This window comes from Shimwellia blattae DSM 4481 = NBRC 105725, assembly GCF_000262305.1.
Taxonomy (GTDB): domain Bacteria; phylum Pseudomonadota; class Gammaproteobacteria; order Enterobacterales; family Enterobacteriaceae; genus Shimwellia; species Shimwellia blattae.
In genome coordinates this window covers 1022220-1035905 of record NC_017910.1, presented here as the reverse complement: position 1 = coordinate 1035905, position 13686 = coordinate 1022220, and the positions used below count along the sequence as shown (strand labels likewise).

10 protein-coding genes and 1 pseudogene are annotated in these 13686 nt (G+C 59.8%); 3 read left to right on the top strand and 8 right to left on the bottom strand.

Annotated elements, in window-relative coordinates:
- Window positions 1-46: 46 nt before the first annotated feature.
- Window positions 47-1480 (bottom strand): sensor histidine kinase, encoded by a 1434-nt coding sequence (locus EBL_RS04825; protein ID WP_126298291.1) that lies wholly within the window; start codon window positions 1478-1480, stop codon window positions 47-49.
- A gap of 523 nt (window positions 1481-2003) precedes the next feature.
- A complete protein-coding gene (gene purL, locus EBL_RS04820) occupies window positions 2004-5891 on the bottom strand; it encodes a phosphoribosylformylglycinamidine synthase (protein WP_002441401.1) in 3888 nt (1295 codons plus the stop codon).
- Window positions 5892-6255: 364 nt separating this feature from the next.
- Here purL and mltF point away from each other — a divergent pair, with 364 nt between their 5' ends.
- The gene (gene mltF / locus EBL_RS04815; RefSeq protein WP_002441402.1) at window positions 6256-7809 is read left to right on the top strand and encodes a membrane-bound lytic murein transglycosylase MltF; all 1554 of its coding nucleotides are present in this window, start codon (window positions 6256-6258) and stop codon (window positions 7807-7809) included.
- Here mltF and tadA read toward each other — a convergent pair.
- The 4 genes and pseudogenes from tadA to murQ form a co-directional block, all read right to left on the bottom strand.
- Window positions 7694-8203 (bottom strand): annotated as a pseudogene (gene tadA / locus EBL_RS19675) (tRNA adenosine(34) deaminase TadA); the annotation flags it as partial. The gene mltF and the pseudogene tadA overlap by 116 nt on opposite strands.
- A gap of 74 nt (window positions 8204-8277) precedes the next feature.
- Window positions 8278-8913, bottom strand: coding sequence for a phosphatidylglycerophosphatase C (gene yfhb / locus EBL_RS04810; protein ID WP_002441404.1), 636 nt, complete (start codon window positions 8911-8913; stop codon window positions 8278-8280).
- 3 nt (window positions 8914-8916) lie between these two features.
- Window positions 8917-10281 carry a PTS transporter subunit EIIC gene (locus EBL_RS04805; RefSeq protein ID WP_002441406.1) on the bottom strand — a complete coding sequence of 455 codons (1365 nt, stop codon included), beginning with the start codon at window positions 10279-10281 and terminating at the stop codon, window positions 8917-8919.
- 11 nt (window positions 10282-10292) lie between these two features.
- Complete coding sequence (murQ, locus tag EBL_RS04800; protein ID WP_002441408.1) at window positions 10293-11186, bottom strand: N-acetylmuramic acid 6-phosphate etherase; 894 nt, start codon at window positions 11184-11186, stop codon at window positions 10293-10295.
- Window positions 11187-11308: 122 nt separating this feature from the next.
- Between murQ and EBL_RS04795 the strand changes: the two genes are divergently transcribed.
- Together EBL_RS04795 and EBL_RS04790 are read left to right on the top strand one after the other, a co-directional pair.
- A complete protein-coding gene (locus EBL_RS04795) occupies window positions 11309-12157 on the top strand; it encodes a MurR/RpiR family transcriptional regulator (protein WP_002441410.1) in 849 nt (282 codons plus the stop codon).
- Between the two features lie 83 nt (window positions 12158-12240).
- Window positions 12241-12501 carry a YfhL family 4Fe-4S dicluster ferredoxin gene (locus EBL_RS04790; RefSeq protein WP_002441412.1) on the top strand — a complete coding sequence of 87 codons (261 nt, stop codon included), beginning with the start codon at window positions 12241-12243 and terminating at the stop codon, window positions 12499-12501.
- Between the two features lie 9 nt (window positions 12502-12510).
- On the opposite strand, the gene acpS is transcribed toward EBL_RS04790, so the two are convergent.
- On the bottom strand, window positions 12511-12891 hold the full coding sequence (gene acpS / locus EBL_RS04785) for a holo-ACP synthase (protein WP_002441414.1): 381 nt from the start codon (window positions 12889-12891) through the stop codon (window positions 12511-12513).
- Window positions 12891-13622, bottom strand: a complete 732-nt coding sequence (gene pdxJ, locus EBL_RS04780) for a pyridoxine 5'-phosphate synthase (RefSeq protein WP_002441416.1) — start codon at window positions 13620-13622, stop codon at window positions 12891-12893. The genes acpS and pdxJ overlap by 1 nt, the downstream gene beginning before the upstream one ends.
- Window positions 13623-13686 lie beyond the last annotated feature (64 nt).

Sequence of the window (13686 nt, the reverse complement as noted above, 5' to 3'; positions counted from 1 at the left end):
CGCCGCCACGCCCGGCAAGCGCGCGACAAAACAGTAAATATGGGTATCATTTCGTTTTATTCCCGAGGTAAACGGGTAGCAGGATCCGGAAACAGACGTCAGCATCATCGACATCCACCAGGGCGAGCGTGCCGTGCATACGCCGCACACAGTCCCGGGCAATACTCAGCCCCAGGCCACTTCCTTTCACTGCCCCTTTACGTTGTTGGCTTCCCTGGAAAAAAGGCTCAAAAATCATTTCTCTTTCTGCCGCAGAGACAGGATTACCGGTGTTTGTTATATCGATTTGCAACTGGTTATCCACCACCTGACTGCGGATGCCGATAGTACCGGATTCACTGCCATAGTGCACCGCGTTAGAGTAGAGATTATCCAGCACGCTCAGTAATAGCTGCGGCTGCGCCAGACAAGGCTGTTGCGCCAGATTGCAGTGGGTCTGCATGGCTTTTGCCCGCGCCGGAAGGCTATTGGCGGCAATCACCTGCTCCACCAGGGGGGCTAACGCCACCGGCTCCAGTTGCACGGCCCCATTAGCCAGCTTGCGATTATAGTCCAGCAGTTGCTCAATCAGCTTTTGCAGATTGCGGCTGCTGTCGTCCAGAATCGTCACCACCTCTTTTTGTTCCAGCGTCAGTGGCCCCACCACCTGGTCCAGCAGCAGCTCGGTGCCTTCACGCATGCTGGCCAGCGGGGTTTTCAGCTCATGGGAAATATGGCGTAAAAACTGGTGGCGCTGGGATTCGAGCCAGGCCAGGCGCTCCCCCAGCCAGATAATACGCTTCCCTACCGATCTCAGCTCTCTGGGCCCTTTAAAATGGATATTCTGCCCCAGGGACTCCCCCTCCCCCAGCCGGTTAATCATCGACTCAATGGCCTTAACCGGGCCGGTGATCATCCGGGTAAACAGCATCATCAGGCCGAGGGTTATCAGAAACAGTACCAGCGCCTGCCAGCCAAAAAATTGCCCGCGTTGGGCAATCGCCTGCTGTAGCTGCTGGCCGTGTGAGTACACCACCGCCCGCATCGCCTGGACCATTTGCACGTTGGTGGCGGCAAACTGCTCCAGCTGGGCGGAGGCGGCAGCCGTGGGCCCGCTGTTAACACACTTCAGCTCCGCCAGATTATCCAGGTTGTCACGCAGCGTCTGCCAGATGCGGTTATCGGGCAGCATGCCCGCCTGGGCATCCAGCATCTGCCCGTAGCGGCGGCGCTGATCCTGGTAGACTTTGGCAAAGGTCGCGTCATCCAGCACACAGAACTGGCGGTAGCTGCGCTCCATTTCCAGTGCCGCGTTGGTCATGGCCTCACTACGCCGGGCCTCGACCAGGGTCATCCGGTTGGTCCGGGCCGCCTGATCGCTCAGGGTATTCAGGCTTTGCCATGCCTGCCAGGCCAGCACCAGTAAAGGGGCCAGCACCAGGATGAACGCCATCATCACCATCTGGCGTAACGAACGGGGGAAGAGCGACCAGCGTTTCAACATCGGAGCCTCAGCAATTCAGACAGGACGATGCTAACTGAGTGACCGGGAAGAGAAAAGCGCAGAAACAATACAGAAACAATAAAGGCAGCGCCCGGGCGCTGCCTTTATTGTGGAAACAGGCGGTGCCTTACTCAACGTTTCGCCCGATGGCTGATAAATCGCTTATCAGAAGCTGGACGGCAGGCACCTTTGAGTGCGTCATTCGGTGTTTTATGTAGCAACAGCCGGAAGATCCGGGGCTGACATAATTGGGTGAATGAGCCACTGTTCAGGATATAGCACATTGCGTGCCAGTTTTTTAACTCTCTGTTTTTAAATGCATTACTCAGCCAGTGCGGATAGCGCGGGCGGGAAACTGTCGCCATACAGAGACAACTACACTCATAAAAATATAACTCACGCTATTTCATGGGGTTAAGTGTCGCCATATGGAGACATTCATATGACGGACTGTCGTCACTGCCAGACACCGGCCATCCCCTGAGCAGGCACACCACGGCGCGCCTGCTCAGGTTACCGGTCAGCCCAGTTGTTTACGGGCGTTGCGGAAGATGCGCATCCACGGGCTATCCTCGCCCCACTGCGCCGGGTGCCAGGAGTTACTCACAGTGCGGAATACCCGCTCCGGGTGCGGCATCATAATCGTTACCCTGCCGCCCTGAGATGTGACCGCCGTAATACCGTTTGGCGAGCCGTTCGGGTTGGCCGGGTAGCGTTCGGTCGCCTGGCCGTGGTTATCCATATAGCGCAGCGCCACCAGCCCCTGGCTTTCCAGCGCCGCCAGATGCGCGGCGTCGCGCACTTCGACCCGCCCTTCCCCGTGAGAAACGGCGATCGGCATCCGTGAGCCTTCCATCCCCTGTAACAGCAGGGACGGGCTTGCCGCCACTTCCACCAGGCTGAAGCGGGCTTCAAAACGGTCGGAGGTATTACGCACAAAGCGCGGCCACAGCTCACTGCCCGGGATAAGCTCCCGCAGGTTAGACATCATCTGGCAGCCATTACATACCCCGAGGGCCAGCGTCTGCGGGCGGCTGAAGAAGGCCGCAAACTCATCGCGTACCCGTGAGTTAAACAGAATAGACTTCGCCCACCCTTCACCGGCACCCAGCACATCCCCGTAGGAGAAGCCGCCACAGGCAACCAGCGCCTGGAACTCCGCCAGCCCGCGCTGACCGGCCAGCAAATCACTCATATGGACGTCGATTGCGTCAAAACCGGCCCGGTGGAACGCCGCCGCCATCTCCACATGAGAGTTCACCCCCTGCTCGCGCAGGACGGCAACTTTCGGGCGTGCGCCGGTGGCGATAAACGGCGCGGCAATATCCGCCCCGATATCGTAGCTCAGCACCACATTGAGCCCCGGATCCTGCTCGTCTTTCTTCGCGTCGTGCTCCTGATCGGCACACTCCGGGTTGTCGCGCAGGCGCTGCATCTGCCAGGTGGTTTCCGCCCACCACAGGCGCAGCGTACTGCGCGGCTCGTTAAACAGTGTCTGTTCACCGGCACGCAGGGTGAAGCTGTCGCCGGGCAGCGCACGGCCCAGCCAGTGGCAGCAGTCGCCAAGCCCGTGGGCCTGCAGAATGCTCATGACCGCGTCCTGATCCTGCGCCGCCACCTGGATAACGGCCCCCAGCTCTTCGTTAAACAGAGCAGCCAGATGGTCCTCTCCCAGCGCTGCGATATCCACATCAACAGCGCAGTGACCGGCAAAAGCCATTTCCGCCAGGGTCACCAGCAGGCCGCCATCGCCACGGTCGTGGTAAGCCAGCAGTTTCTGCTGGGCCACCAGGGCCTGGATGGCATCGTAAAAGCCTTTCAGCTGCGCCACATCGCGCACGTCGGCGGGTTTATCCCCTAACTGGCGGTAGACCTGGGCCAGCGCGGTGGCGCCCAGCCCATTGTGGCCTTTGCCCAGATCAATCAGCAGCAGTGCGTTGTCATCAACGGAAAGCTGCGGCGTCACGGTATGGCGGGCATCTTCCACCCGGGCAAAGGCAGAGATAACCAGCGACAGGGGCGAGGTCATCTCGCGCTGCTCTTCGCCCTGCTGCCAGCGGGTTTTCATCGACATAGAGTCTTTGCCCACCGGGATAGTCAGCCCCAGTTGCGGGCACAGCTCCTCACCGATGGCCTTAACCGCCTCATAGAGCCCGGCATCTTCCCCCGGGTGTCCGGCTGCCGCCATCCAGTTTGCCGACAGCTTAATCTGCTTAATATCGCCAATCCGGGTGGCGGCGATGTTGGTTAACGCTTCCCCCACCGCCAGGCGCGCAGAGGCGGCGAAATCAAGCAGCGCAACCGGTGCGCGCTCGCCAATGGCCATCGCCTCACCGTAGTAGCTGTCCAGGCTTGCGGTGGTTACCGCGCAGTCTGCCACCGGGATCTGCCAGGGCCCGACCATCTGATCCCGCGCCACCATCCCGGTCACGCTGCGATCGCCAATGGTTATCAGGAAGGTTTTTTCCGCCACCGCCGGTAAATGCAGCACCCGGTTTACGGCGTCTTTGAGCGTAATATCTGCACGATCAAGCGGCTGCCCTTTGGCCTGCAGGCGCGTCACGTCGCGGGTCATTTTCGGTGTTTTGCCCAGCAACACATCCAGCGGCATATCAATGGGCTGGTTATTGAAGTAGCTGTCGTTAAGGGTCAGGTGCTGTGCTTCGGTGGCTTCACCGATCACCGCATAAGGGGCGCGCTCCCGGCGGCACAGGGCGTCAAACAGCGCCAGCTGCTCTGGTGCTACGGCCAGCACATAGCGCTCTTGTGATTCGTTACACCACACTTCCAGGGGGCTCATTCCCGGCTCGTCGCTGAGAATATCGCGCAGTTCAAAACGCCCGCCGCGCCCGCCATCGCTGACCAGTTCAGGCATCGCGTTCGACAAACCGCCTGCTCCCACGTCGTGGATAAACAGAATCGGGTTGGCTTCACCCAGCTGCCAGCAGCGGTCAATCACCTCCTGGCAACGGCGCTCCATTTCCGGGTTATCCCGCTGTACGGAGGCAAAATCCAGATCCGCATCAGACTGGCCGGACGCCATCGACGAGGCGGCACCGCCACCCAGGCCGATATTCATCGCCGGGCCACCCAGCACAATCAGTTTTGCACCGGCCGGGATCTCGCCTTTCTGTACGTGCTCTGCCCGGATATTGCCGATACCACCCGCCAGCATAATTGGCTTGTGATAACCGCGCAGCTCGTGGCCGTTATGGCTATCCACCCGCTCTTCATAGGTACGGAAATAGCCGGTCAGTGCCGGGCGGCCAAATTCGTTGTTAAACGCAGCGCCCCCCAGCGGGCCTTCCGTCATGATGTCCAGTGCGGACACAATGCGATCCGGCTTTCCGAAGTCCTCTTCCCAGGGCTGCTCAAAGCCCGGGATCCGCAGGTTAGACACGGAGAAGCCCACCAGCCCGGCTTTCGGCTTCGCCCCGCGGCCGGTGGCGCCTTCGTCACGGATTTCGCCGCCGGAACCGGTCGCCGCCCCCGGCCACGGTGATATGGCGGTCGGGTGGTTGTGGGTTTCGACTTTCATCAGGATATGCGCCGCTTCCTGGTGGTAGTCATAGTGCTGCCCGTCGTGGCTGGCAAAGAAGCGGCCAACGTCTGAGCCTTCCATCACCGCGGCGTTGTCTTTATAGGCAGACAACACGTGGTCCGGTGTTTTCTCAAACGTATTCTTAATCATTTTGAACAGCGACTTAGGCTGTTGCTGGCCGTCGATCACCCAGTCGGCGTTAAAGATTTTATGCCGGCAGTGTTCAGAGTTCGCCTGGGCGAACATATACAGCTCAATATCGTTAGGGTTGCGGCCCAGGGTGGTAAAGGCATCCAGCAGGTAGTCGATTTCATCATCCGCCAGCGCCAGCCCCAGGCGCAGGTTTGCCTCAACCAGTGCCTGGCGCCCCTCTCCCTGAATATCCACACTCTGCACCGGCGCAGGCTCCCGGTGGCGGAACAGCTGCTCTGCCTGGGCCATGTCGCTAAATACGGTTTCCATCATCCGGTCATGCAGCATCGCACTCACCTGCTGCCACTGCCCGTCGGTCAGTTGCGGGGCATCCACATACCAGGCAACGCCGCGCTCAAGACGCTGGATCTGCACCAGGCCGCAGTTGTGGGCGATATCCGTCGCTTTAGAAGACCAGGGGGAGATAGTACCCGGACGGGGGGTGACCAGAATCAGTTTTCCGGCCGGTGTGTGTTCGGCCAGGCTCGGGCCATATTTCAGCAGCCGCTGGAGCCGGGTGTGCTCTTCCTGTGTCAGGGCACCATCCAGCCCGGCAAAGTGAACATACTCCGCATAAATCGCGTTTACCGGAAGGCTGGCCGCCTGAAAACCGGCCAGCAGCTTATTAATACGGAAGGCAGACAAAGCGGGCGAACCACGCAGAATTTCCATCATCAGATCTCTCGTCTTCAGGGCGCAAGGGGGAAAACGAGCGCCATTATAGAGAATACCGCGCCGCGACGAAACCGTTTGCGTAGAAATAAAACCGCCCCCGCACGTTAAGCTATCTGTGCACTCATTGCGCCAGACAGTTGCCAGATGTCGCAAAATTAAGCAAAATGCCGGCCATTCAGGCCAGTACCCACGTGATTCCCCGGGCTGGCAAAATACAAGTTTGGTCAACGCACCGCTGATTTGGCGGTTATCAGCATTGCTGATTTCCCCATGACAGGTACGCTTTGCCACCTGATTCGTTCCCCTGTAGTGCAGTAGACACGGCTCTTCCTCCCCGTAATTTGCCAGACAGAGATGACATTAAGTGAAAAAACTGAAAGTTAATTATCTGCTGACCGCTATTGTCGCGGCGCTGCTGGCGCTGGCGCTCTGGCCTGCTGTCTCCTGGATGAGCCCGGACGATAACCGGATTGCCGCTATCCAGTCCCGGGGGGAGTTACGCATCAGCACCGTCAGTACCCCGCTGACCTGGTCCCGCCAGGCCAGTGGCGAAACCGGCGGGCTGGACTATGAACTGGCCCGCCGCTTTGCCGCCTGGCTGGGGGTGAAGCTGCGCGTCACCGTGCGCGACAATATTTCACAGGTGTTCGACGATCTGGACAGCGACCGGGCAGATCTGCTGGCGGCGGGGCTGGTCTATAACCACGAACGCAGCCAGTCGTATCGCCCGGGCCCGGCGTTTTACTCTGTATCCCAGCAGGTGGTGTACCGGGTTGGTAATAAGCGCCCCCGCACCCTGGAAGACATCGCGCCAGGCCAGCTGGCGGTTGCCCCCGGTACCTCCGCCATCAGCCAGCTGGAGCACCTGAAAGCCACCCGCTATCCCGCGCTGAGCTGGCAGGTCCTCTCCGCTGGTGCCAGCAGCCATTTACTGCGCCAGGTGGCGGATGGCGAGCTGGACTACACCATCGCCGATTCCGTTGCCATTGCCATCTTCCAGCGCATTCACCCGCAAATTGCCGTGGCTATGGACATTACCGATGAGCAGCCCGTGACCTGGTTTAGCCGCCGGGATAATGACGACAGTCTGAGCGCGGCATTACTCGGGTTCTTTAACAACGTTAACGGTAGCGGCGTGCTCGCCCGGCTGGAAGAGAAATACCTCGGCCATGTGGGCGGGTTCGATTATGTGGATACCCGCACCTTCCTGCGCTCGGTAGACAGCGTATTGCCGGAGCTGCAGCCCCTGTTTGAAAAATATGCCGCCCATTTTGACTGGCACATGCTGGCTGCCGTGTCGTACCAGGAGTCCCACTGGGATGCGCAGGCCTCCTCCCCCACCGGGGTGCGCGGGCTGATGATGCTGACCCGTAATACGGCCCAGAGCCTTGGCGTTTCTGACCGGCTGGATGCAGAACAAAGCATTCGCGGCGGCGCGCAGTATTTACAGGAGATGATAAGCAAAGTGCCGGAAACCGTCCCGGAAGGTGAGCGTATCTGGTTCGCCCTGGCCGCCTATAACATGGGCTATGCCCATATGCTGGACGCCAGAGCCCTGACGGCAAAACAGAAAGGCAACCCGGACAGCTGGGCCGATGTCAAAAACCGCCTGCCATTACTGAGCCAGAAAAAGTGGTACAGCAAGACCACATACGGGTATGCCCGGGGCCACGAAGCCTATGCCTATGTGGAAAATATCCGTAAGTATCACCAGAGCCTGGTGGGCTACCTGCAGGAGCGCCAGAAGAAAGCCGCCGCCAGCCGGCAACTGGCCGGAAGTTATCCGGTCGTCAACGCTGAGGAGCTGCTGGGTGAGGATCGCGGCTCGCTATTTTCAGTGCTTTTTTCTCCTTACGTCGCATTCGGAAAAAATCACTCAGCAGCGCGGAACACTGCGGCGCCAGCACACCCTCAATAATCTGCACCTGATGGTTCATTCCCGGGTGGTTCAGAATATCCATCTGTGATCCCACGGCACCGGTTTTGGCATCCCGGGCGCCGAACACCAGTGTCCCGATGCGGCTGTGGATCATCGCCCCGGCGCACATTACGCACGGCTCCAGGGTCACATAGAGGGTTGTATCCAGCAGGCGGTAGTTTTGCTGCACCATGCCCCCCTGGCGCAGTGCCATAATTTCCGCGTGGGCTGTCGGGTCGTGTTTACCTATTGACCGGTTCCAGCCTTCGCCAATGACCCGGTTGTCGTAAACCAGCACCGCCCCGACCGGGACTTCGCCTTCATCCCAGGCGCGGCGGGCCAGGGTAAGGGCATAGTTCATCCAGTATTCATGGGTCAGGGCTGGTGTTGTCACGTTGATTACTCTCGGCAGATAAGACTTACGGGGCCGCGCATTATATACCCGGCCCGGTAAAATAGTAGCAGGGGTTATTTCGTCTGTTTTAATTCGCCGCCGGGTGTTACCCGCCAGCAGTGCTCACAGCAGGCCAGTAACGGATTATCGTGGTCGCTGTCGCTGTAGCCGCTGTACAGGCGCAGCGGCGCGCCGATCCGCCGGGCCAGCTCAGCCACCTTCACCTGACCAAAACAGCGCAGCGGCAGGATCCAGCCGCCATTATAGCGGGACATCTGGCTGGTGATGATATTCACCTGCGCCAGCCAGGGGGCATCCTGGTATACCCCTCTGACCAGCGACTCCGGGGAGCCGGTAATCAGCCAGACATCCACATCGGCACTGGACAGGTACTGGTTCAGGCGCTGCTCTACCGCCGGGAAGACAACAACCCGCGCCCGAAACCAGGCAATAAATGCCGCCTGGCGGGCGTTAAGCCACGCCTCGCTGTGGCCTGCTGTTGTGGCCCACAGCAGCAGGCTGATCGGCCAGCGGGCAGACACCCCGCGGATCAGCAGGCCCGCTATCACCACCGGTAACAGCAGCAGAACCAGCACCCCGTTCAGGGGTGAGCGCCGCAGCAGCCACCAGATAAATGCGCCCAGCATATCCTGGCGATGTAAGGTGCCATCCAGATCAAAAAAAACCACGCGTCGTGTCTGTTGTGTCAACGGCTACTCCTGCGGATCGGTAAACCCCAGACCCCATGTAAAAATAAACCCGGCAATCACCGCGGCCAGATACCCCAGCAGATAGGGGATAACTTTCCCGGCTATCATGGTCAGCGCCAGGGGCAGCCCGGAAAGCCCGAAAGTAATCACCGTGGCCACCTTCCAGTAACACACCAGCGCGCCCCCGACCGCCCCGCCAAGGCAGGCGGCAATAAACGGCTTGCCCAGCGGTAAGGTCACGCCAAAAATCAGCGGCTCGCCAATTCCCAGCAGCCCGACCGGCAGCGCGCCTTTAATCACGGTTTTCAACCGGGCATTGCGGGTTTTGACCAGCACCGCCAGCGCCGCGCCAATCTGCCCCACACCGGCCATGGCGAGGATCGGCAACAGCGGGTTCATACCGTGGGCCTGAACCAGCTCCACGTGGATAGGCACCAGCCCCTGATGCAGCCCCGTCAGTACCAGAGGCAGGAAAACCGCCGACAGCACCGCCCCCATGACCGCCCCGCCCTGATCAATAGCCAGGTTCGCCCCATGGGCGATGGCGTCCGAAATCCAGCCCCCCAGCGGTTGTAATACCACAATCGCCAGTGATGCGGTGATAAGCGTGGTCAGCAACGGGTTAAGGATAAGCTCCAGTGATTCCGGCAGCACCCGGCGCAGCCACTGCTCGATATAGCACATCAGCGCCACCACCAGCAGCACGGCAATGACCCCGCCGCGCCCGGGCTGGAGCGCTTCACCAAACAGGGTAACCGAAGCCAGCTGCGGGCTGGATAAAATGCCCGCCATCACACCCCCCATAGCCAGGGAGCCGCCAAACACTTTGGCGGTATTCACCCCGACCAGGATATTCATAATGGCGAAGACGGCGCTGCCAAAAATCCCCAGCAGCCCGAGCGCGTTCGGGTAGGCGGTCGCGAAATCCCCCACCACATCCGGCCGGCTCAGCAGATTCACAATACCGGTAATTAAGCCCGAGGCAATAAACGCCGGGATAAGCGGGATAAACACATTCGCCAGCTTACGCAGCCCGTCACTCAGCGGCGCTTTATAGCGGGCCTTCGCGGCGGTGCGGACCTGTTCTGCATCCGGTACGGCCCCGGAAGGGGGCGCTTTTGCGACCAGCGCGCGCATATCATCCACCACTTTTGCCGCTTTACCCGGGCCGACAATAAACTGGTGCTGTTCGCCCTGTTTAACATAACCGCTGATGCCGGGCAACGCCCTGAGCTGCGCCACATCCAGCTGTGATTCGTCCGCCAGCTCTACCCGCACCCGGGTCATGCAATTTTCCAGGCGGCGAATATTAGCGCTGCCGCCCACGCCCCGCAGAATATCGCCCGCAAGCGTTGTGTTTTTCCCCATGCCCTGCTCCTTTACCCCGTGATTGCCGCGCGCAGGAAGCCATCATGCTGTGCCAGACGCGCGCGCGCCGCATCGGCATCCAGCCCGGTTAACACCATCAGAATGGCGGGTTTCACAGCGAAGCTGGTCTGCTTCAGCGCGTTTTCCGCCTCTTCGCGGCTCACTCCGGTGGCCTCAACCACCATACGGCAGGCGCGATCCACCAGCTTCACGTTGGTGGCCTGCATATCCACCATCAGGTTCTGGTACACCTTGCCGCACTTCACCATCGCCCCGGTGGAGATCATGTTCAGTACCAGCTTCTGGGCGGTGCCGCTTTTCATCCGGGTGGATCCGGTCAGCGCTTCGGGGCCGACCAGCGGAGAAATCGCAATGTCTGCCAGCCGGGCGATGACCGAGTCCGGATTACAGGAGACGGCCACCGTGGTGCAGCCGGTCGCGCGGGCAAATTTCAGGCCGCCTGCCACATAAGGCGTGCGCCCGGATGCCGCCAGCCCCACCACCAGATCCCGGTCGCTGAGCTGCAAATCCCGTAAGTCCTGCTCCCCGAGCGCTTCGCTATCTTCCGCCCCTTCAACCGCTTTGAGCATCGCCCCCGGGCCTCCGGCAATCAGCCCGATAACCAGGCCGTGCGGCACCCCGAAAGTGGGCGGGCATTCAGAGGCATCCAGCACGCCCAGGCGCCCGCTGGTACCGGCCCCCATATAAATCAGGCGCCCGCCCTGCTTCAGGGCCAGGGCCGCAGCATCCACCGCACGGGCAACATCCGGCAGGGTGGCTTTTACCGCTTCAGCAACCAGCGCGTCCTGCTGGTTAAAGCGCTCCACCAGCGCCAGGGTGGGCAGCGCGTCGAGATCCATTGTGTCTGGGTTACGGGTTTCAGAGATCAGTGAGCCGAGATTCATTTTGCACCTTTGAATATTTAATTCATAATCAGGACGTATGATGGAATATAAAATTAGTTATGGCGAGAACATTTGCGCCAGCCAGCCATCAGGATCACATTACTTAATTTCCGGAGAATGAGATGAACTGCCTGACACGCATCCGCCAGCGCTATCCCTCACTGGCCCAGAGCGACCGCAAACTGGCGAAATACATTCTGGATAATCCGGCCCAGGCACTCCATATGAGCTCCCAGCAGCTGGCCGCTGCCGCCGGGGTCAGCCAGTCCAGCGTGGTGAAGTTTTCCCAGAAGCTGGGCTACAAAGGCTACCCGATGCTGAAAATCGCCCTAAGCGAAGCGCTGGCCAGCACCCCGTCGCCCCAGTCGGTATCCGTGCATAATGCGATTCTGGGCGACGACCCGCTGCGCATGGTGGGTGAGAAGCTCATCAAAGAGAATCTGGCCGCTATGCGCGCCACCCTGGATGTTAATAGTGAGGATAAACTGCTGCACAGTGTGGCGATGCTGCGTAACGCCCGGCGCATTTTGCTGGTCGGGATCGGGGCTTCCGGGCTGGTGGCTAAGAACTTCTCATGGAAACTCATGAAAATTGGTTTTAACGCCGTGGCGGAGCAGGATATGCACGCCCTGCTGGCAACCGTGCAGGCGATGAGCACCAGCGATGTGCTGCTGGCTATCTCCTACAGCGGTGAGCGGCGGGAGATAAACCTCGCCGCCGATGAAGCCCGGCGCGCAGGGGCACAGATCCTGGCGTTAACCGGTTTTCACCCCAATGCTTTGCAGCAGCGGGCCAGCCACTGCCTGTACACCATTGCCGAAGAGCAGGCCACGCGCAGCGCGGCTATCTCGTCAACCAGCGCGCAGATGATGCTGACAGATCTGCTCTTTATGGCGTTGATCCAGCAGGATCTTGAACATGCGCCGGAGCGCATTCGCCAGAGCGAAGCCCTGATGAAAAAGCTGACCTGAACCGCACAGGCGACCTGGGGGGTGCTCCGGGGGCAAAAGGCGCGTATAATGCCGCCCCTGTTCCGCTTTACCGAGATACCCCCATGGCACTACTGATTACCAAAAAATGTATTAATTGCGATATGTGCGAGCCCGAGTGCCCGAATGAAGCGATTTCCATGGGGGATGCGATTTATGAGATAAACAGTGCGCGCTGCACGGAGTGCATCGGCCACTATGAGACGCCAACCTGCCAGAAGGTCTGCCCTATCCCGAATACGATTATTAAGGATCCCGCGCATACCGAGAGCGAAGAGCAGCTGTGGGATAAGTTTGTTCAGCTGCACCATGCAGATAAAATCTGATCCCCAAAGCTACCCTTCAATAATCACCGTGGCGCAGGCGTAGTGCCGCTCATCTGCCAGGGTCACATGTACTGAGGCAACCCCCAGCTGGTCCGCCATTTGCCGGGCCACACCGTGAAAAAATAGCTCCGGCTTTCCTAACGGATTGTTACCCACTTCAAACTGGTTAAACGCCAGACCGTTGCGGATACCGGTTCCCAGCGCTTTCGCCGCGGCTTCTTTTACCGCAAAGCGTTTTGCCAGAAAGCGGACCGGCTGCTGGTGTTGCTGATACTGTAGCCATTCGTTGTCGCTGAGGATCCGGCGGGCAAGACGCTCACCGGAACGGGCAACAACGGCCTCAATGCGGGCGATTTCAACAATGTCCGTGCCAAGGCCAAGGATAGCCATTAGCCGCGGCCTTCCAGCATCAGGCGTTTCATTTCTGCTACCGCCTCTTTCAGCCCGGACATCACCGCCCGGCCAATGATAGCGTGGCCGATATTCAGCTCGTGCATCTCAGGCAGTGCGGCAATGGCCTGCACGTTATGGTAGTTCAGGCCGTGACCGGCATTCACTTTCAGCCCCTTGCTGACCGCATAGCGGGCGGCGTGAGCAATGCGCGCCAGCTCGGCACGCTGGGTCGCCTCGTCGGGGGCATCGGCGTAGCAGCCGGTGTGCAGCTCAATATAGGGCGCCCCCACGGCAACGGCCGCATCGATTTGCTGCTCTTGCGGATCAATAAACAGTGACACCTGGATACCGGCCGCAGCCAGTTTCTGGCAGGCGGCGTGCATTTTCTCCAGCTGGCCGGCCACATCCAGCCCGCCTTCGGTGGTGACTTCCTGGCGTTTTTCCGGTACCAGGCAGCAAAAATGCGGCCGGGTTTCACAGGCAATGGCGACCATTTCATCGGTCACCGCCATTTCCAGGTTCATGCGGGTGTGCAGGGTCTGGCGCAGAATGCGCACGTCGCGATCGGTGATATGGCGGCGGTCTTCACGCAGATGAACAGTGATACCGTCTGCCCCGGCCTGCTCGGCAATAAACGCTGCCTGCACCGGATCCGGGTATGCCGTGCCGCGCGCATTACGCAGGGTCGCGATATGATCGATATTAACCCCTAAAAGTAAACCAGCCATGATATTCCTCGGTCAGAAAACAAAGTGACAGCAGTTTACACCGCTACGGAAAAAACTGCCTGTA